19 protein-coding genes and 1 tRNA gene are annotated in these 20,449 nt (G+C 44.5%); 7 read left to right on the top strand and 13 right to left on the bottom strand.

Going from position 1 to position 20,449, the window contains the following annotated elements:
* Window positions 1–30 precede the first annotated feature (30 nt).
* The 6 genes from ACOJRU_RS03885 to ACOJRU_RS03860 form a co-directional block, all read right to left on the bottom strand.
* A complete protein-coding gene (locus tag ACOJRU_RS03885) occupies window positions 31–522 on the bottom strand; it encodes a PAS domain-containing protein (protein ID WP_421133739.1) in 492 nt (163 codons plus the stop codon).
* The gene (locus ACOJRU_RS03880) at window positions 522–1,517 is read right to left on the bottom strand and encodes a response regulator (RefSeq protein ID WP_421133738.1); all 996 of its coding nucleotides are present in this window, start codon (window positions 1,515–1,517) and stop codon (window positions 522–524) included. Before ACOJRU_RS03880 ends, ACOJRU_RS03885 begins: the two co-directional genes overlap by 1 nt.
* Before the next feature lie 197 nt (window positions 1,518–1,714).
* Window positions 1,715–2,419: an LrgB family protein gene (locus tag ACOJRU_RS03875; protein WP_421133737.1), complete on the bottom strand. Its 705-nt coding sequence runs from the start codon at window positions 2,417–2,419 to the stop codon at window positions 1,715–1,717.
* Window positions 2,412–2,816 (bottom strand): CidA/LrgA family protein, encoded by a 405-nt coding sequence (locus tag ACOJRU_RS03870; RefSeq protein WP_421133736.1) that lies wholly within the window; start codon window positions 2,814–2,816, stop codon window positions 2,412–2,414. The genes ACOJRU_RS03875 and ACOJRU_RS03870 overlap by 8 nt, the downstream gene beginning before the upstream one ends.
* Before the next feature lie 129 nt (window positions 2,817–2,945).
* Window positions 2,946–3,731 carry a LytR/AlgR family response regulator transcription factor gene (locus ACOJRU_RS03865; RefSeq protein ID WP_421133735.1) on the bottom strand — a complete coding sequence of 262 codons (786 nt, stop codon included), beginning with the start codon at window positions 3,729–3,731 and terminating at the stop codon, window positions 2,946–2,948.
* A 90-nt stretch (window positions 3,732–3,821) separates the two neighbouring features.
* Window positions 3,822–4,148 carry a DUF3718 domain-containing protein gene (locus tag ACOJRU_RS03860; RefSeq protein WP_421133734.1) on the bottom strand — a complete coding sequence of 109 codons (327 nt, stop codon included), beginning with the start codon at window positions 4,146–4,148 and terminating at the stop codon, window positions 3,822–3,824.
* A gap of 232 nt (window positions 4,149–4,380) precedes the next feature.
* Here ACOJRU_RS03860 and ACOJRU_RS03855 point away from each other — a divergent pair, with 232 nt between their 5' ends.
* Window positions 4,381–5,040: a hypothetical protein gene (locus ACOJRU_RS03855; RefSeq protein ID WP_421133733.1), complete on the top strand. Its 660-nt coding sequence runs from the start codon at window positions 4,381–4,383 to the stop codon at window positions 5,038–5,040.
* Between the two features lie 33 nt (window positions 5,041–5,073).
* On the opposite strand, the gene ACOJRU_RS03850 is transcribed toward ACOJRU_RS03855, so the two are convergent.
* The 3 genes from ACOJRU_RS03850 to ACOJRU_RS03840 form a co-directional block, all read right to left on the bottom strand.
* A complete protein-coding gene (locus ACOJRU_RS03850) occupies window positions 5,074–5,403 on the bottom strand; it encodes a hypothetical protein (RefSeq protein WP_421133732.1) in 330 nt (109 codons plus the stop codon).
* 152 nt (window positions 5,404–5,555) lie between these two features.
* Window positions 5,556–6,695: an MbnH family di-heme enzyme gene (locus tag ACOJRU_RS03845; RefSeq protein ID WP_421133731.1), complete on the bottom strand. Its 1,140-nt coding sequence runs from the start codon at window positions 6,693–6,695 to the stop codon at window positions 5,556–5,558.
* Window positions 6,641–7,438, bottom strand: a complete 798-nt coding sequence (locus ACOJRU_RS03840) for an MbnP family copper-binding protein (protein ID WP_421133730.1) — start codon at window positions 7,436–7,438, stop codon at window positions 6,641–6,643. Before ACOJRU_RS03840 ends, ACOJRU_RS03845 begins: the two co-directional genes overlap by 55 nt.
* A 64-nt stretch (window positions 7,439–7,502) precedes the next feature.
* Between ACOJRU_RS03840 and ACOJRU_RS03835 the strand changes: the two genes are divergently transcribed.
* Window positions 7,503–10,268: a choice-of-anchor B family protein gene (locus ACOJRU_RS03835; RefSeq protein WP_421133729.1), complete on the top strand. Its 2,766-nt coding sequence runs from the start codon at window positions 7,503–7,505 to the stop codon at window positions 10,266–10,268.
* 124 nt (window positions 10,269–10,392) lie between these two features.
* A tRNA-Ile gene (locus ACOJRU_RS03830) sits at window positions 10,393–10,469 on the top strand.
* Between the two features lie 101 nt (window positions 10,470–10,570).
* On the opposite strand, the gene ACOJRU_RS03825 is transcribed toward ACOJRU_RS03830, so the two are convergent.
* The 3 genes from ACOJRU_RS03825 to ACOJRU_RS03815 all read right to left on the bottom strand — a co-directional run bounded on the left by ACOJRU_RS03825 (window position 10,571) and on the right by ACOJRU_RS03815 (window position 13,207).
* Window positions 10,571–11,380, bottom strand: a complete 810-nt coding sequence (locus ACOJRU_RS03825) for an alpha/beta fold hydrolase (protein WP_421133728.1) — start codon at window positions 11,378–11,380, stop codon at window positions 10,571–10,573.
* Between the two features lie 11 nt (window positions 11,381–11,391).
* Window positions 11,392–12,000 (bottom strand): chalcone isomerase family protein, encoded by a 609-nt coding sequence (locus ACOJRU_RS03820; protein WP_421133727.1) that lies wholly within the window; start codon window positions 11,998–12,000, stop codon window positions 11,392–11,394.
* A 112-nt stretch (window positions 12,001–12,112) separates the two neighbouring features.
* Window positions 12,113–13,207: a mechanosensitive ion channel family protein gene (locus tag ACOJRU_RS03815; RefSeq protein ID WP_421134712.1), complete on the bottom strand. Its 1,095-nt coding sequence runs from the start codon at window positions 13,205–13,207 to the stop codon at window positions 12,113–12,115.
* A gap of 151 nt (window positions 13,208–13,358) precedes the next feature.
* On the opposite strand from ACOJRU_RS03815, the gene ACOJRU_RS03810 reads away from it, so the two are divergent.
* Together ACOJRU_RS03810 and ACOJRU_RS03805 are read left to right on the top strand one after the other, a co-directional pair.
* Window positions 13,359–14,147, top strand: a complete 789-nt coding sequence (locus ACOJRU_RS03810; RefSeq protein ID WP_421133726.1) for a DUF6671 family protein — start codon at window positions 13,359–13,361, stop codon at window positions 14,145–14,147.
* Window positions 14,148–14,193: 46 nt separating this feature from the next.
* Window positions 14,194–15,093, top strand: a complete 900-nt coding sequence (locus tag ACOJRU_RS03805) for a LysR family transcriptional regulator (RefSeq protein ID WP_421134711.1) — start codon at window positions 14,194–14,196, stop codon at window positions 15,091–15,093.
* Window positions 15,094–15,128: 35 nt separating this feature from the next.
* Here ACOJRU_RS03805 and ACOJRU_RS03800 read toward each other — a convergent pair whose 3' ends face one another.
* Window positions 15,129–16,127, bottom strand: coding sequence for an L-threonylcarbamoyladenylate synthase (locus ACOJRU_RS03800; RefSeq protein WP_421133725.1), 999 nt, complete (start codon window positions 16,125–16,127; stop codon window positions 15,129–15,131).
* 255 nt (window positions 16,128–16,382) lie between these two features.
* On the opposite strand from ACOJRU_RS03800, the gene ACOJRU_RS03795 reads away from it, so the two are divergent.
* Window positions 16,383–17,969, top strand: coding sequence for an NADH-quinone oxidoreductase subunit L (locus ACOJRU_RS03795; RefSeq protein WP_421133724.1), 1,587 nt, complete (start codon window positions 16,383–16,385; stop codon window positions 17,967–17,969).
* Window positions 17,969–20,380, top strand: a complete 2,412-nt coding sequence (locus tag ACOJRU_RS03790) for a YbcC family protein (protein WP_421133723.1) — start codon at window positions 17,969–17,971, stop codon at window positions 20,378–20,380. The genes ACOJRU_RS03795 and ACOJRU_RS03790 overlap by 1 nt, the downstream gene beginning before the upstream one ends.
* Window positions 20,381–20,449: the final 69 nt, after the last annotated feature.

Genomic DNA, 20,449 nt, shown 5'->3' with positions numbered 1-20,449 from the left:
AAAAGAAGGGGGCGAAGGAATGGACTGCGCTTAGCGCATACGCTGTCGCCTCTCTTGTGCCTCTGACTCTTGAACTTGCAACGCTTCTAACTGCTTTTTACCTACAGCAACATCTGTCATGTCGTAAATCATCATGCTGATATAATCAACCGTTCCTGTTGCCGACGTAAGTGGAGACAGGGTGATATTTTGGTACATGTACAGTTCACTTCCTGTAATCGGCCGATAATTAGGAAACTTGAGTAGATAAGGGCGTTGTTCCCATGTCATAAACGCACGGGTTTTAAGATCGAACACTGGCTTTGCTTTCTTTTCAAACCAGTCTTGTTTAATTGCGGGAAACAAAGAAAACAATGATTTATCACGCACATCGCTCGGCAGAAGGCCGCTGTGGCTTTCCATAAAGCCATTCCATACTTTCACTTTAAACTGCCTGTCGACCACAACGATACCGACGTCGACCGTTTGAAGCATATCCATCATCCAATGAAACTCGAGTAAATCGTCTAGCTGCTGACTCATTAGAAATCCTCCAACAAGTGGGCAAGCTTCGAATTCATCATTTTCATCGACTCTTCTGTAAACAACAAGATAAGGTCACACTGAACGTTATAACCCTCTAGGCCATAACTTAACTCGATGGCGAGCGTGCGCTTCCATTTAATTTTGTTCATGCTGATTATTTCGGTAATGGCTCTGTGTTGACCCAGAACGATGGGATGCCCCTGGCTGAAATTAACATCCATTTGATGGGCTAATCCCGTCAAGCACGTCCCTATTAAGATGCTGGCTGCATCCATCAGTAATTCTAGCTGCAGCTGGTCATCAACTTCACCCTCTACATTTAATATTTTCGCAACATCTTCAAAGCTACTATCACTTAATATGCAAAGTGCCTCACCGCTAATACTGGGCCCCAGAAAGCCTTGACACACTGCAGTCACCCGCTCGTGGGTTTCAATGTCTGAGAGCATCATATGCACTTCAGAGACTTCAATAAGGTTAACATTAGGAATAGGGAGACGAACAAATACATTCATTATTCTGGCGAGATGGTCACCGGCCTGCCCCATGGCGATGTTGGTAATTTCTTGGTAGCAGTCCCTGATATCCGGGTCTAGTGGTGGGAGTTCGACGACCTCTTCTACTTCAGCATGCAAAACATCATGCTTATCTAGGACATTGGCGAGCGCTGACGGGTCGACAGGTTTTCGAATAAAGTCTAGCGCACCTAACGCCGTAACGCGCTCATGCGCTTCAGGCTGAATATCACCTGATATGACAATGGTTTTGGTCCCTAACCCTTGTTTTTTAATCGCTTCCAGCGTGCCATAACCGTCAAGTACGGGCATATTTAGGTCCAGTAACAACAAGTCACCTTTGCCCTCAGCCAATGCCGCTAACGCCTCTTGGCCATTCTTAGCAAAGTGAACAGCCACTTCCCAATCTTGTGGCAGGCATTTAGCTACTTGTTTACGCGCTACTAAGGAATCGTCACAGACGAGTACAGAAAACATTAAGCGATTCTACCACCTAGCTTGTTGATACCATATGGAACACATTGAATACATTTCAGTATATCGGCAACAAAACCGCAAACTAAAATGATTAAAACGATATATGCGAATATTGTCTCGAATTTACTCTTTAAGGAATAGCACTTTTGGAGGAATTTGCCATAAAACGAACGAAAATACCTAATAATGGAGATTATTTAAGCAAGGATAATTAGCGGCAATATTATAGCGGTAGCAATACCATTGATACATAAAGCAATAGTGGCCATTGCCGCTACGTCTTCACCCATATGAACAGCCTTTGCTGTTCCAATCGCATGCGCAACAGTTCCTAAAGCGATACCTTGGGCTTCTCGACTGGTGACGTTAAACAGCGCAAATATAGTACTCGACAACACCGCGCCTACCACGCCAGATAAAATTACAAATACCGCCGCAAGTGCGGGTATACCACCGATTTGAACACTGGTCTCCATGGCTAGCGGCGTCGTGATGGACTTCGCTAACATGGTTAGCTGCATGGCCAGAGGCGCATCGCACGCCCATAATGTTGTCCACGCCATAATAGGGGTAATTAGCCCGCCAATCATAATACTGACCGCTAAGCGCCAACCATAATGCATTAATTGCTGCCATTGGCGATAAATGGGTAACGCAAGGGCAACCGTAGCAGGGCCTAACAACCAATGTAGTAACGACGCAGAGTGTTGATAAACCACGATAGGTGTAGCGCTCAAATACGCCATGACACCTACCACGGTAGCTGTAAAAATAAGAGGGTGCGTCAGCGAATGACCTCCCGCTCTGCGGTGAATATACAAACCGCCTATATAAGCCAGTAGTGTAACCGTTAGCCAGAGTACGCCGTTCAAGGTAGCCGCTGACAGTAACGCGTCAATCATTGCCTGGCGTCCCATGGCCGTCATTTTTTATCGAATGCAACGTATGGGTACGCAAAATTTTACTGGCTATCCATGCTGTTATGCCCAAACAAAGAGCGGTGACACCGACGACAGCCAAGGTTAACGAGAAAAGATGCGTTTGAATGTCTGACCAATAAAGGCTTACACCAAGTACGGCCGGTACAAACAATAACGACATGTGTTTTAAAAGCGGTGCTGATGACACCGCAACCGCATGTTCAATGCGAGGTGCTAAAAATAGTAACAATAGCAAGAGTAAAAGGCCTATTAAGGACGCTGGGAACGGCAAAGATGTGCTGTGTTTTATGGCGATGCCAGAATAATAACACCCTAATATGGCAAGTGTGCCCACTACAATTTTTACGGCCTGATTCACTCCACTGCCCCTTGGTCCATGCGTTGCGTTACACCAAAACACTATACGTGTTTCTTAGCAAGAATGAAGTGTAGCGCTTCATATTGTGCACAGCCTACTCGACCTTGGTCGTATACCCCATTATCTCTGTCACGCGGGCCGGTTAGTTACAATGGGTGGGGTTTGCCAATGTAGATTCAAGTATTTTTGACTAACGCGAAACGTTATCCCGTCGGTCATTACTGCATGTACTCGATTACCCTTGGTTTGTGTCTCTTTTAAAAAACGCGTATTCACCACAACCGAGCGACTACAACGCAGAAAATCAGTACTTTTAAGCCTAGCAATCAGGTCACACAGGGTCGTTCTGGCAACAATATTTTGTGACACGGTTTGAATACACATGTAGTCACCTGCAGCCTCTATCCACTTAATCTCATTAGGGTGTAAACAGAGCCACCCATCATCAGATTTGATGCTCATCAAGTCGTCATCAGCGTGTTGTAAATAGCGCTGCTTTAACATTGAAAGCACCGCCGGTTTCGCCAAACCATATTGCTTACACAAGCCCTGCAACATATGTTGATATTGCTGCTGCCGTTTTTCTAATGCTATTTTCGCCACAAGCAACGAATCCAGTTTAGCGACTTGCTGAGCAGAAAATGGATAGCACAGAAACCCAGTAGCATTTTGTTCATATGCCTTTAGCGCATCGCTATTGTTGCATCCAATCGCAATCCAGATTGCGCGTTGCGTTGTTGGCATAGTGGTATTCGACATGCAAAATACCACGGTTTCACGTTCTTGCTCATGACGACTTGGTATCTCATGAGGGGTCGCAACTTGTTCTACTTTATCGTATGTATTGTACTGACAAAGCATCTTATAAAGTGCCATAGACTGAGACGCACAAGGAAGACATATTAATGCATTCATAGTCGTTGCCTAATCGTGAAGTGAATTGTCGCTGTGTACAAGCCACCTGGCTGGCGGCCTATACACAAGCAAGTACGCATCGAACGATTCCTAGCGTTTTGCAGTTAATATAGTGCTACGAGCGTTTAGGTTGTGCGCGATAACACTATTTGTTTGAGCTGCATTGTGAGTGAGTGAAAAGGTCAACATATCTTGACCGTTGCATACCAGCCCTGCATTCAACTTAGAAAAGCTAAGCCCTGTATTTTTTACTGCTCGGTTTAGCGCTAATCGGCTGTCATTTTTAATTGCTGTACATACGGCAACTAAATCGTTTTCCATATGCAGCGGATAGTCTTTTGCAGCGGCTGTGGCAGCGGTAAAGGTAAGTGAGGTGCCAATAAGTAATGCGAATGTAGCTTTGCGTGAGATAGACATAATTATTTCCTTTATTCGTTTAAGTAATGCGGTGACTACCTCTTTCTGCCTCCGCCTCTATAAACTAGTGAAATATTGTTAGAATCACGTTATAAAAACGGTAAATCACCGCTGTACACGCTGTTGCGATAAGGTAACAATAAAGGCCGATAAATAGTCGCCAGAAGCCGTCATTCACCGTGATGTGAACACACTTTGATACAACCATAAAAAACGATGCAAGGATGTGACGATGTTGGAAGAAGAACACTACGATGCAATCAGCCATCAGATTAGGCCCGGTGATGTCATCGCCTTCGGAGGCAATAGCTTATTTTCTCGTTGGGCCAAATTTACGTCAGACTCCGTCGTAACGCACGTTGCTATCGTAATGCAAACAAACGTTTTTGATGCCTCTACCGGTTCTTATTTTAATCAAGTTATTGAAGCAACTACGTATAACGGCGAAAGGGGCGTTATGCTAAATAAGTTGTGCGATCGCGTTAATACATACCGTGGTGACATGTGGTGGCTGCCATTAGGCGATGAAGCGAGAAACGATTTCGAACTGAACAAAAACTCATTTTTCACGTTCATGTTTGCGCAAGATGGCGAAGCGTACGATATAAGGCAATTGTTTGGTTCGGTCGTCGATGCGTTTGATGACCACCCCGTGTTTGGCCCTTTAACGTATAATCAAGAAGACTTTACCCGTTGGTTTTGTTCTGAGTTAGTCGCACAAGGGTTAAAGCAGGCAGGGGTTATAAACGGCGTTAATGCGTCAGAAGTGACGCCTATAGATATTTGCCGTTTTGCGATATTTGAAGAAAAATATGTGCAGGTAAAAGGCGAAAGTAAACATATTGTTGGCTTTAACCGAATACCACCAAACAATTGGGGTCAGATTGCCTGACCCAATAATGCTGTAGAGGCAGAAGTATAAGGGTTAGAAAATGCTATCTTGGTGAATTTTGATAAACATACTCGTACCGATTTTTGAGTAATCGATTTTATATTCTTTACCGTTCAATGTTTGTATAAAGACAAGGGTTTTCTCGTCCCCAAACACATCACCCATTGTAATGTCGACCAACTCCATATCCATCATTTTAGCTTCACGTTTATTATCAGGAATCTTACCTTCATAAGGCTTTATTCCTTTATAGGTAACGATAACGGGCGGGTGCTCATCGCCATTAATAATAAGTAAGTCTAATTTTCGAATTTTATGAATTATGGTATTACGACCGCTAGTAATGAAAGGTTTCTCTGTCATTCTTGTCTCCGCGCCAGCTCGCTTGCTTTGTAGTTATTTTAATTTAATCCAACAGCTTAAAGTGTACCACGATATAAGCAAGGGCATATAAGCATTTGGTTGATGTCTACGTCTAAAGTATAAACACTTTTTACAATATTCGGTATTTTTCGTTACAAGATAGTCGAATCTTTATGTTTTTCTACAAATTCAGGGTCAGTAAGGCTTTTTAGAAACGCAACTAAAGCCTTTCGCTCTTCGTCACTTAGCACAAAGCCTTTTATAAACGGACTTCTATAACGGTTTTTTATCTCGCGGTGATTTCCGCCTCGCGCATAAAAGTCTACGACGTCTTCTAACGACGCAATACTACCGTCGTGCATATAAGGCGCAGTCAATGCAATATTACGTAGCGTGGGCGCACGAAACTTTCCCATGTGTTCGGGGTTATGTGTCACACTCATTAATCCAGTGTCGATTAGGGGGTACCCGCCTTCGCCATCTTCATTGTACAACCCAGTATTGTGAAACGGCCTTAACACTAACGGTTGCGCAGCATGAATAGTAGACTGGGTTAGGTTTATCCCTCCGTGGCAATGAAAACATTCAGTACGCTCAGAGAAGAACAAATTTAAACCTTTTACTTGTTCGGTGGTAAGCGCTGTATCATCGCCGCCGTAGGCATACTGATCGAATGCGCTGTTAAACGAGGTAAGGCTTCTTACATAACTTGCTAGCGCTTTAACAACATGGTTCATCGACGGCGTGTCATTCCCGTAGGCCGCATTAAACATTTGTTTATAAGCGGGCGAACTCAGCCTTTCTAAAATACGCTCTTCATTGCCGGTAACGCCCATCTCCACGGGGTGCTCGTTAAAAAGTGGGATCATGATTTGGTCTTCAATCGTCGCCAAACCATTGTGTGCCCACGTAAATGTGGCGTTATAGGCCACATTTACAAGTGCTAGCGCATTACGATTAAGACTGTCGCCATTTGCACCAACAGAAACCTTGTTAGCCTCGGCAAATGCCAACGCAGGATCATGACAGCTTGAACATGCCGTAGTATGGTTGCCACTTAGTGCAGTATCGAAGAACAGCGCCTTTCCTAACTCGACACTTTCAACGGTAATAGGGTTGTCATCTGGCATCACGGGCGGCGGCACGTTATGCGGTAAATCCCATGAATAGGGTGTGGGCGCTTTACTACAGGCACACAATAAGCATGCTAACGCCGCACAGACTATCCGTTTCGCGGCTAATCCCATGTTAACCATGGGCGTACTAATAAATTCTTTAATAGCTGACGACAAGGCTGAGCCTCAGGGCTTTCAAACATGCAGCCTTTGCTATCGTTCAAATTAACCTGTGCGGTAATCGTTGGCACCGACAGGGCTAGCCCCAAATCATAATCCAGTTGGCTCATTGGCAATATGACCTCTACCCTATTAGTAAATGCGCATGCCTGTTTTGGTGCACGCACCGCTGCGTCAGATTCGCATCCTATGCTACCTAAGTGATAGGACCACGACTTTTCTGGATCTGCACTGTTACTAAGATCTAATCGTAGAAATTTATGTCCATTTTGCCAACTCCAAAACATAGAACTGTCATTAAGCGGTGATACCTGAGTAAGCGGATTGGCATGGTTTTCATCGAACGGTAGCCCTACCGTAAAACGAAGATTAGTCGATAACTTCAGAAGCTTTTCCGACACGTCAAGCACAATACTGTCGTTCCCTTCTTCAGGATTGCTGCACAATGTATGAAACTTTAATAAAGCCGTGGATGGCGTTTGCCACGTAGTTTGCTTGAATTTTACCGAATGCCACTTTCCATCAACTCGAATAGCGGGGTTACTAATATACATTCCAAAATAGTTAACCAGCCATTTGCTCTCACCAATTTTCATTTGCATTGGGCATGCAGCTGTTTCAACACCGGTTAAGGAAAATGGTATTTCACCAGGCTCTCTCCCGCCAAACCCTAGTTCAGCACAGCCTAATAAACCGAACAGTAACGCTGGAATTACAGTAAAGCGCGCAAGGTTTTTCATTCTTAAATTTACTTCCTTTCATTTTCTGGTACTTTTTTGAGCAACGCTTTACAAGGACGAGACGATGATACTCAAAAAACTTACCCTAATAGTGCTGCTTCTCGCATTCTCGAGTCAAGATGTACTTGCTCATGCTGAGCATGACAAGGCTCGATTTGTCGCCGAAGACGGTGAAGATGTCGGACGTTGCGATAATCGCTTTAGACCGTGCGCAACAATACGCTTTGCGGCTATGCAAGCCAATAAGGGAGATAGCGTTCTTGTCGCCGCGGGAACCTACTTGTTCAAGAATCCTACTGATGCGCAGGTACTAAATGATGCGCTAATGCCAGTTGTCGGTGGGTTTAGTCGTATAGATCATTTTCAAATACAAAACCCTAGCGTGCATAAAACGACACTTGTCAATGTGCCGGTTGACTTAACCTCTGACCTTTATGACAACGGCTTTGATGTGATTGTTGATGCTAAAGGTACCCGTAGTCTAGATACTGTCGATAAAAAAGAACATCGCACATTATCTCAACGCATATCTACAAACCTACCATGCAACGATGGAATGGCAGGTGAATACCCTTGTAAAGGCATATCCCTGCTATCACATGTTCCGGTCAGCGCGCTGTCTTCCCTCTCATCAGAAGCCAACGATATTTGGGGCCACGTAGATTTAAATACTAATAAGGAGTACGCAATTATCGGCATGCAGCGAAGCGTGGCCGTAGTAGATGTGTCAGACGCCTCAAACCCTGTAGTTGTCGGTGAAATAACGGGGCAATCCACAGTATGGCGCGATATAAAAGTATTTCAGTATTTCGATGACACTGCAAAAAGATGGCGTGCTTATGCTTATTCTACCGCCGATAGTGTTTCTGAAGGTTTTTCGGTTATTGACTTGAATAATTTACCCAATGAAGTCTCTCTGGTAACTCGGATCACCGATGATAACTCAGCGCACAACATTTATATTTCAAACGTAGATTATGCGTTCAATACCTCATTAAATATGGCGACGCCGCAAATACACATTACGGGGCAAAATACCAATGGTGGGGCATTTCGCTCTTACAGTTTAGCTACGCCTCAACTGCCGTTAGCTACTTATATTCCCTCTGGACTAACAAGAAGTGATTACACGCATGATGCATCATCAATGCTTGTAACCGATAGCCGCGCGCAAACCGATTGCGTTAATGCGAACGCATCGGGCTGTACCGTTATACTCGATTTTAACGAAGGTACAATGCGCTTGTGGGATCATACTAACCCAAGCAGCGTTACTGAACTAAGTAGTGCCGGTTACGTTGATAGCGCTTATACGCACAGCGGTTGGTACAGCGAAGATATGCAATACACGTTTGTTCATGACGAACTTGATGAACGTAACTCGTCGCTCAATACACGGGTTATGGTGTTTGATGTGTCGTCGCTCACCACGCCCCAACTTGTTTCTATTTGGGTAAGTGATAATGCCACGGTCGATCATAACGGCTATGTTCGTGGCGATCGTTACTACATGTCTAATTACGAACGCGGCCTTACTATTTTAGATATTTCAGATCCGACAGCGCCTGTTGAAGCCGGCTTTTTTGACACGTATCCGGCATTTAATACATCTAATTTCAATGGCGCATGGGGGGTATACCCTTTCTTGCCTAGCGGTAACATTTTAGTCAGTGATATCCAAGGTGGTTTGTATGTATTAAAAGACGAGACGTTAAGCAACAAACCACAGGTTGGTTTTGACGTTACTCAAATTGTTACCGAAGCGGATAGCGCAGTAACCCTTACCGTAAACAAGCAAGGCGATGCGGCGGCAGAAGTAAGCTATGAGATTATTGCTGGCGCCACTGACGACAATGACGTTGCGCTAAGCAGCGGGCAGTTAATTTGGGGGGCAAACGACACGGCCCCTCAAACCATTTCATTGGCCATTGGTAATAATGAAGCTGGCGAGACCACAGAAAAGTTTTTCGTAAGGCTTTTTAATGCAAAAGGTTTAGGCATTACGCCAGGCAAAGGTTATGCGCTTATTGCGATAAGCGGGGAAGTGCAACCAGGTGTGGCAGAATTAGGTGTACAAACGTTAACCGCTCTCGAGCCCTCGGGTTCTGTGAGTGTGAATGTATCCCGTCAAGGGGGGGATGATGGCACTTTGACTATCAACTATGCATTAGTGTCTGATACAGCAATGGCTGGAGAAGACTTCATTGCGCAATCAGGCACCTTGACATGGCTCGATGAAGACACCGCCCCGAAAACAATTACCGCAGAACTGATTGATGATACCGACGGCGAGACGCAAGAGTCCTTTACTATTGAGTTATCGGCAGAGAACTCCGACTTACTAGGGAACTTCACCACGACAGTCATCAATATTAAAGATGACGAGTCTAATCAGGCCCCTATCGTTAACGCGGGTGAAGATACAACAGTAAACACACGAGCAACGCAGTCTTTGGTAGGAAGTGCATCCGATCCGGAGGGAAATTTAGTTAGTATACTGTGGGAGCAAACCAGTGGTACTGAGGTTGAAATACGAAATTCAGGTGCGTTCACTGCTCGCTTTACCGCGCCTAATGAGGCGACAACGCTGATATTTTCGCTAAGTGCAACCGATGAATTTGGCGTTAGAAGTTCCGACACCGTGACAGTAGAGGTACAAGCTGCACCAGAGGAAACCCCAGACCCTATCGTATTACCTACCCCACCACAAAATAACGACTCATCTGGCGGCGGTAGCAATACGCTATGGGCGCTGTTCAGTATGGTAGTTGCTATTGCATTACGAAGGCAGGCAAAAGTACAAAGAAAAGGCAGACAACCGCTCTACTGAACAAAAATAAAGCAATCACACCATAAAGCCATCAGCGAGGCGTGACAAGGCAAAAAAAACTGCTTATACTTGCGCTCGCTTTTGGTTGTTATCACTAACAAAGCAAAAAGCGTCTTCAAAGTGTGGCCCAATAGCTCAGTTGGTTAGAGCATCCGACTCATAATCGGCAGGTCCCCTGTTCAAGTCAGGGTTGGGCCACCATTTTTCTTCTATGCTTTCTCTACTTTTTATGCAACATGATGTTGAGCATCTTTAGTTGCGGTTTCAAATTCAGTTCACTCTCTAGCGTTGTACCAGTCGCACTATGAATGCAGGAACTGGCTGTAGGTATCTAGTATTGACGGTCTTTCCCAATGTAAAAAGTGGCCAGCATCGGGCACTAACTCATAAACACAGTCTGGTATCTTGCTTACCGCAGCGCGAATGCCCTCATGATCAAGAATAGTATCGTGCTCTCCGCATATAACGAGTGTCTTTGCGGTTATCTCTTGCAAATTAATGAGCTTACTTATATCTCGACTGTTTTTCACAAACTCGCAGTGTTCATAAAAGTTCAGTAGCTCTTTCTCATCCATGGTAGAGAACTGTTGTATCATTTGCTGCTTTTGAGACGCGGGAATAAACTGGCCAAACGTTTCTATCATTAGCGGCGCAATATTATCCACATCACCCGATTTAAACAGTGCTTGCCCACGGTGTATGAGCGCTAAAATAGTATCGTTAGTCGATACACCGAAGCTCCCTAAAATCATTTTTTCAATTTTTTCAGGGTGCTTTGCTGCGATATAAGCCGCTAGAATAGTGCCCCACGATGCTGCCGCTAAGCTAACCGTATCGCCAGATGTGGTGGCCGCGATAACGTCGAGTAAAACCTGTTGCTGCTCTTCGAATGTTACCTGAGGGTCGCCCGACAGTATTTCGGCTCGTCCAGTGCCAGGTAAATCAAATACAACAACAGAAAACGATGGAACAAAGCGCTTCACAAAACTACGCCACACCGCCATCGTTTGTTTTGCGCCACTTATACATATAATGGTATGCGGCTTGTCGCCATAAATACGAAAGGGTATTAAGAACCTACCTGACTGAGTACTGCCTTTATAAACCTTCATTCGGTTCCTCTTTATCCGTTAGCGTTGCGGTAGTTTTCTATTAATTCGTTTTTATCTACTGTTGGTTTGTCACCAAACCATATAGACCATAGCGATTCATTGAACGTTTTATTGTTCGACGCTACAATTTTTTCATCATTAAAATAGACGGTCAGCACGTCTGATGCAGAGCGCGCCAGCACCAAATGTGTTTGTGCCTCTACGTTTTTGTCAAAGCCGCTTGATAGCGTTTTAATCTTAGTTTCTATGTCAGTTAAATCGCGCCCAGGGTTGTTACGTTTCACGCCCTTTATTAACGCATTTTCTAATTGTTTACGTGACACGCTGCGAAGAAAAACAAGCTCTATCCTTTGTTCTACACTGCCAGACGTTATTAACGAAAACAATGTGTTAGCGTCGACATCACGATTGGCAGGCCATTCCATATAGTGGCTTATGCGATAGATTTTTAGGAAGAAACGTTTTCGAGTAGTGCTGCCGGTTAACTGAAGTGAGCTTTCTGGCTGTATCGTAAAAGGTGAATTGGGGTTGTCAACGGCAGTCGCTATGGGGCTATGCCCAACAAGTAATGAAGCACTGCACACTAATAGAAAAGACTGTATTAGTTGCTTTATGTTCACGCTTTGTCCACATGCGGTTGATTAATGGTAGGTAGACTACCCCTAAAACGAACAATTATATAGCTGAATTACGTACATTTAACCTACCACTTTGCTATTCATTTCTTACGCATTATTTCGATTGTCGTTGCGAACCGAGCAAAGTGGCTACCTGCTCCTGATCAATATTAAGCGCCGTAATAGGAAAAGGAATAACAATACCTTCTTCATCAAACCGCTTTTTAAGCTGTTTAATAAACGCGCTTTTTATAAAGAAACGGTTAAAGTATTCGCGTGTACGCAACATGATTGTCAGGTTAATACTTGAATTATCGAAGGTGTGAAAAATAACAAAGGGTTGGTAGGTGTCTACACCATATTCATGATGTGTAAGAATATCCTCTGCGACCTCTAAACAGACTCGTTCAACTAAGTCTAAGTCTGATTGGTAGTGCACGCCTACTTCAACCGGTACCGATAACTCTCGTTCTGGGTAGTAATAATTGATCAATTTTGAATTCGACAACTTGCTGTTAGGCATAATAACAATATTGTTAGGCAGCATGCGTATCCAGGTAGACCGCCATCCAATTTTTTCGACAAACCCTTGCTCTCCCGAGTCAAGTTCGATGTAGTCGCCTATTCGAATAGGTTTATCCATAACCAACTGAATACCCGAGAAAAAGTTTTCTAACGTAGGCTGAAGTGCCAGCGCAACCGCTAACGATGTAATACCCAAAGATGCAATAACCGGCGTTATTGACACCCCCATCGTGCTTAGAATAATAAGTACGGCCAGCGTTGCCAATATTGCGCGAGCAGCGCCACCGGCAATAGCGCTTGTATTTTTTATCAAAGTAGACTGATTTTTATATCGGGCCAGCGTATAACTAAAAAAGCGCTCTAAGAACAAAAACACGGTGATAATGACACCCGCCTTCACCGCGGCGTCGATTGCCTTAGGTATCTGCTCGTTTTCAATGCCCAACAGGGCAAGTAAACTTCTCGCTAGCATCAGAACAAGCAAAATGATGACGAACGTCAATGGTGTATTGAGCGACAACACCAACACACGATACATGCTAGACATACTGCTTGTTTCAGAGCGGGCTTTTTCTTTTAAACGCACCAAAATAAAGCGTTTTATAGCAAACAGCACAATAACGAACGCAAAAAGGCCGGCTATGGTCAGGGCTCTATCGCTCTGTAGTTCTGCGGGAATGTCCATCATTCGTTACCTTTAATACGCTGCAAACCTAATGAAAGATGCAAAACCTACGCCACTGATTTTTGCATACGCGGTATAGCTTGATAATTACGCAAGCATTACTTATAACAGCACCTTAACCGTTAACCACATTCTTGCTAGCGTACTTGACATGAAAAAAGCTGTTATTTGCACGAAACATGAAAAAGGGGCACTTATTGCTTCTCAGCTCAAGCGTATTGGTTTAGACGTTGTGGAAGACACGTCATTTGATACCGACTCGCTGGGAACCTTTGACATGGAAATAGCTCGCACGCTCTCTCCTCTTGATGCTGCGGCGCACAAAGCGAAGGTTGCCACTAAACTAAACGATACGCAGTTCGGCATAGGCAGCGAGGGAACATTCGGCCAAGGGCCTTACGCTGGCATCGTTAACTGGTGTGAAGAAGTGCTATGTTTGTATGACGCAGAAAGCGACCACACTATCCATGCCTTTGCACAAGGCCCTATATCCGTTAACACTGCCGACATTAATCACGCCGCGCAGTTAATCGAAACCGCTCAGTCATCACCGGAGCAACGTTGGATGATAGCCTTGCCCTCGGGGGTTGAAAAAGGTCTGTCACTTGACGATGTACAACACCTTCTTGCGCATTCGCGAGTATCCTTCCCGTTCACGTTAATGCCAGACTATCGCGCGTGTTATTGCGTAGAACGGCAGGAAATTATTAAGCAAGCAGCGGACGACCTCATCAAACGCTTTAATGCTACGTGTCCGGCCTGCGATACGCCAAACTTTGTTGTAAACCAAACAATAGAGGGGTTACCGTGTGAATATTGCGGTTTTCCTACGCATCAAGTTAAGCGTAGAATAACAACCTGCGATTGTTGTCAGTATCAGCGAGAAGAACCGGTATCGATGTTGGCTAGCCAACAATATTGCCAGCTTTGCAATCCCTAAGCCCGAATGCTTTTAATATCTGCCGAGGAGAATTGGCTTGTCGAGAATGAATTACCATCATTTATATTATTTTTGGCGAGTCGCTAATACCGGTAATTTAACCCAAGTAGCGAACGAAATTCACCTATCGCAATCTGCAATTTCAGCGCAATTAAAACAGTTTCAGCAAAACCTTGGCGTAGAACTACTTACACGACATGGACGCTCGCTTATTCTCACTCCCGAAGGGAAACAAGTTCTCAGCTATGCCGATGAGATTTTTTCAAAAGGGGAAGAACTTGAATCGCTGATCAGTAAAGGCCTCCCTAAACAACTCCGTCACGTATCTATTGGTGTGCTATCGAACTTATCGCGAAATTTTGTCGAGACATTTACGCTTCCACTGCTTAACGACAAATTCGCCACATTCTCATTACAAACGGGTAGCCTTCAATTTTTACTAGACGGGTTATCTAACCTTAAATTTGATGTCATTTTGACAAACCATAATGTGGAACTGGGGCAACAAAATGCCATTTGGCATAGCGAACTCATCTCTCGTCAAGCAATAGAAATTGTGGGCCCATTAAAACCTCGACGAGGACGCTCTTTTCCGCAAAGCTATAATGATGTGTCTTGGGTACTTCCCGCCGTCAACAGTGAAATACGCTCAGCCTTCAGTATTGCTTGTGCTAAACACCAATATACGCCGAAGATAAAAGCAGAAACCAATGATATGGCAATGCTTCGACTGCTGGCACGCGATAGCGGCGCGTTTTCAGTTATGCCTGCGGTTGTTATACGCGATGAGATTGCTAATGAACTGCTGCATATTCAACAAAGCTTGCCCAATGCATACGAACACTTTTATGCCGTTACGTTATCTCGTAAACGCGTTAACCCTCAACTTCAGCAACTGATTGAAAATGTCAAAAACACAAGCGATGTGGCATTGAGCAACGAATAGTAAGCGCCTAGTGAATTACCTCACCGTATATGTGGTTACGCTACGATACGACGAACGCGGTTGTTTATAGCATGCCATGAATCAGTATCTGGCAGCGACTCTATGATAATTCTACTGAGCCCTTGTTCATCCAACGTATGTAGCGCGGCATACAATTGTGCAGCATACTGTTCTGGTGAATCTCCCAACGTAATACAAGACGCATCGAGCACACTGTTTTCTCGCGCAATTTCAGAGTGGGTTATAAAACCAACACGCTTATTGGTGGGTGGCGTTAGCGGCGAATGAGAGTGTCTAAAATATTCAATTATTGCGTCGGTCGATTGCAAAGCAACTGGCGTGACAGGCTGATAGTGCTGCTTAACACTTCCAGGTACAGTAACGCCTGCCTTTTCTGAATAGCTAACGTTAAGCCCCAACGTGTAAGACAGCTGCTCATCATTAATTGGACCTGGTCGCAATATTGAAATCGATGAGCCGGTTACATCAACGATTGTTGACTCAATGCCCACTTCAGCTTGTCCACCATCGATAACCGCTGCAATACGCCCATCAAGTGAGGTAAGCACATGCTGCGCCGATGTCGGACTGATAAACTTATATTTGTTTGCCGACGGCGCCGCTAACCCTAACCCAGTTTCCTTAATAAGCGACAAAAAGTCCTCACTTGCGGGCATACGCAGAACAATTGAATCTTGCCCACCTGTTACACTGTCTGGTACCCAACGTTGCTTTTTAAGCAGCAACGATAAAGGGCCAGGCCAAAAGCGTTCAGCAAGTGTGAATGCGACATCTGGCACCTCTTTTGCCCACTTATTTATATCTTCAATGCTCGCAATGTGAACGATGAGTGGGTTGGTTGCAGGACGCGCTTTGGCCTCAAAAATCCTCGCTACCGCATTTGCATCCGCTGCATTAGCCGCAAGGCCGTATACAGTTTCCGTTTTCACAGCTACGCATTCGCCATCAGCAATAAGCTGCGCTGCGCACTTTATGTCATTGGGGAATCGAAGAACCTGCGTGTTGTATTGCATAAATCATAAGCCTTAAAAAATATATAAGGATGATCGCGCGCACGCATTAAAAAATAAAATGCAATTATCTAAAGTAAAACATATATAAATATGAACCATTAACACCATTTAAAATACTAATTATTTAATAATAAACAATAAATATGAAAACAAAAATTTAACAATTAAAATAAATCTATCATTTATAGACATTCATTCTATTTTTATTGATTTATTAAGCATGCTTTACTCTATAAAAATTTTAAGGAGTAAAGCATGTCATCTCACACTAGCGCGTTACTACTGGTCTCGCTCCCACTGTTTTGGACGGTCCTATCTTGGTTTACAGGACGTACACAAAACAAGTCTCAAAAACTACGAGTCGAGCGCATTGCTATTTTCGGTAGCGTGTCGCTCTTTCTGTTTTCTTTGCTCATCGGCTTTACGTTTGCTGCCGACCTTGCGCCCGGCACCATGCTAGTTACACTAACGCCGTTAAAAGCACTGATCACCCTAACGGTGGTCGCGATAGGCGTTATTTTGATGCGCTTCTCTAGAAACTATCTTGTAGGCGAAGCATGTTACCCTACTTTCTTGCGCTGGATGCAGCTTACACTCTCGGCCGTTGTCGTCACCATATTGGCAAACCATTTTGTTGTGTTTTGGCTGGGCTGGCTCTCTGTCAGTTTATCTCTACACCACCTGCTTTTACTCTACCCTGACAGACCTCGAGCCATCGTTGCCGCCCACAAAAAATTCCTTCTTGCGCGTACTTCGGAGTTGCTTATGGCAGGCGCGTTTACGCTACTTTTTCTTGCATTTGACACCCTCTATATCGACGAACTAGTAGAGAAAGTTGGGGCGTTATCTTTGCTTACTCATACGCAACATACGTATTTCATCTATGCAACCTGCTTGCTCGCCATTGCCGCATTACTAAAATGTGCACAGCTACCTGCTCACGGTTGGTTAATTAATATCGTAGAGTCGGCCACACCGGTAAGTGCCCTGCTTCATGCAGGTGTGATCAACTTAGGTGGCTATCTGCTTTTAACCTTCGCTCCGCTCATCGCTGCCGTTCCCCAGGCGCAATGGATAATACTGATTGCGGCTGGCTTAAGTGTTTTCTTAAGCTCGCTAATAATGACCACTAGGGTGACTGTTAAAGTACGTCTCGCTTGGTCTACATCGTCACAAATGGGGTTGATGTTAATTGAGTGTGCAATGGGCCTTTATGCCCTTGCTGTTATCCACCTCGTGGCACATTCATTTTATAAGGCTTATGCCTTTTTAAACTCAGGTTCGGCGGTGTATGAAGAACTTGAACACGACATTAGTGCGCATCGAACGCCCCTATTTGCTGATTGGCTCAATGCCGCATTTATAACGCTACTTATTGTGTTAGCCGTTTACACACTTAACGACTATCAAGGTCCGTTGAGTCCCTGGGTTTTAGTCAGCTTGGCACTAACCTCATTTCTTGCAATGCGAACCGCGCATGCAGACCAAACTCAACTCTATATTTTTGTTGGTGTTGCTGCGGCACTTGTTACGTCTTACTCCATGGTTAAAGGGCTTGTTCAACATTACGTCGTGTCGGGCTTACCCTCACCTACCGCGCCGTTTTCAGCCATGGACGTTTGGATTAGCGGGCTGTTTATTTGTCTTTTCGTTGCGCATTACTTAATGCAAAGTTTTTCACAGCGAGCAGTAGTTAAGAAGTTTAAACAATACCTTTTCGCAGGCTTTTACCTTGATGAGTGGTTTACCAAAATCACCTTAAAAGTCTATCCGGTCACATTACGAAACACACCTAAACATAACACCCGAGCAGCCACTGTTTCAAAAATTGGGAGCCTATAATGACGGTTATTTCTCTAAACGAACCAACGGTAAATTCAGTAAAAATGAAGCGAGCAGCGACAGAGGCCTGCGAGCTTGTGGCCCCGAACTTCCCACTAGATAAGTCGATTGCAGTAAACCCTTTTTGGAAACTCATTAATGAGCCCATGCAAGACGTATCGGCAAGAGTTCATGCGCTCACCGGCATTTCAACCATAATGCCCTCTACTTACTGGTTAGATTTATATAACGAGGGCGCAATATCAGATTCAGCGATCGCACATAGCTTACAGCAGTACGGCTTGTCCAATGACGTAAAGACGTTCTTAACGCAGCTTACTATGCCAACGAATACCGCAACGTTGCCCAGCATAACGACACTACTTGACGGGTATCGACTGCCCACTGAAATGACTTGGACCGACGAATGTACATTCCAAATTAGTCAGTTTTGCGCGGCGTATTATCAACCCGATTCACCACTAGTGCATATCAACGGCAGCTCTCCCGCAGATGCTTTATATAAAAGTTGGTTGCATGGTTTGAAACACGACGCTGGCATTAATGTATTAATGAATACCAAGAAGCTTACATCCATCTTTAAAACGCTACCGCAAGATATTGAATCTCTGCTGAATGAAGCAAGTGAAACATTACAATTGGAAAGCAGCAAAGCCACGGATTACTTCTATTCCCTTGTCATGAGTATAAACGGGTGGGCGTCTTACATCACATATCGAACATGGCTTAAAGAAAGCGACGAGTTACAAGGTTTACTTGCTATTCGCCTTGCTTGGGAGCTTATTTCTTATCGCTATAACACTACGCATCATGAAGATATTGCCAAGCACATAAGCGTGCGGTGGCGTCATGCCTTACAGCAGCTATCTCACAATATTGTGCAATTTAAGCGTCAGGAGAAGATGCTTTGGGTAATGATGTACGCCTTTGAACATGAGCAGCAACAGCGTCTCCAAGCTCGCTTAACAACCGCGTCGCCATCTCCACAATTACAGCCTGACGTACAAGCAGTATTTTGTATTGATGTTCGTTCTGAAGTTATTCGCCGTGTACTTGAATTGCAAAGCCCGTCTATAAAAACAATGGGCTTCGCAGGCTTTTTTGGAATGCCTATCGCGTACGCTCCCTCGCACACTGATGCGCATCGCCCACAGCTTCCCGGCCTGTTATCCCCTCAACTTACTGTTACTGAAAAAAACACCCTAGCGCATCGGACTGAATTTATTCAACAACGCTCAACCTGGCACAAATGGAGTAAATCTCCGTTAGGCAGTTTCTCTATGGTTGAGTCTGCAGGATGGTGGTATGCCTTTAAATTGCTGAAAAATATGTGGTTGCCATCGGGTAAAGAAAACCCGATTAATGCACTAAGTCATGAGGCGTGCTGGCAAATAGAGAATGAAAAAGGTCCTTTGCAGCTTCATGATAAAGTGGCATTGGCTGCCGGTGCGCTTAAAATGATGGGTATGACCCGCTTTGCGCCCACCGTGTTGTTAGTAGGACATGGTAGTAAGTCGAGAAATAACTTACATGCAGCAGGTCTAGACTGCGGCGCATGTGGTGGTCAATCTGGCGAGGTGAATGTGCGCGTCTTGGCGCAATTGCTTAACGATACTGAGATAAGACAAGAACTTGCCACCATGGGGTATAACATTCCAGGCAATACCCGCTTTATTCCTTCACTTCATAACACCACAACTGACGATGTTGAGTGTTTTGATAGCAAGGTGCCGGAAAAAGTAAAAAATTGGCTACTTAAAGCGCAGCACCAAGCGCAAAAAGAACGAGCAAAACATTACAGCACTAAGTTACAGTTTGAGTCTGATAAAAAGCGCGATCAGCGCTTTCAGCAACGCGCATGCGACTGGTCGCAGGTTCAGCCTGAATGGGGCTTGGCAGGAAATGCCGCTTTTATTATTGGCCCTAGGCAACGTACCCGTGGCGTAGATTTAGAAGGAAAGTGCTTCTTACATGACTACAACTGGCACACAGACAAATCGTCCTCGGTACTAGAAACGTTGATGACCGCGCCTATGATTGTCACACACTGGATTAACGCACAATATAATGCGTCAGTGACTGACACCGAAAAGTTAGGCAGTGGTAACAAAGTGCTGCACAATGCTGTGGGCAACAACATCGGTGTATTTGAGGGCAACAGCGGCGACTTAAGAATAGGGTTATCAAAACAATCTCTTCATAACGGAGAACGTTGGGTGCATAACCCTCAACGCCTGAGTGTATATATTGTTGCACCGAATAAAAAAATCGAAGACATAATAGCAAAACATGAAATGCTGCAGTCGCTAATAGATAACGACTGGCTATACTTGTTTAGTTGGGAGAAACCTGCAGTCATTGAACGTTATTACAAAGGACGTTGGTACACGTCGCACGGGTTAACGATGTAAGGAAACCAATAAAACGATGAGCGTATTACATCGAAAAGAAGCCTAAGGTACACAAAGACAAGGATGTCG

Source organism: Alteromonas algae (assembly GCF_049117195.1).
Lineage (GTDB): Bacteria > Pseudomonadota > Gammaproteobacteria > Enterobacterales > Alteromonadaceae > Alteromonas.
Note: the sequence above shows the minus strand (reverse complement) of the source record. Positions and strands in the feature narration are given on the sequence as shown.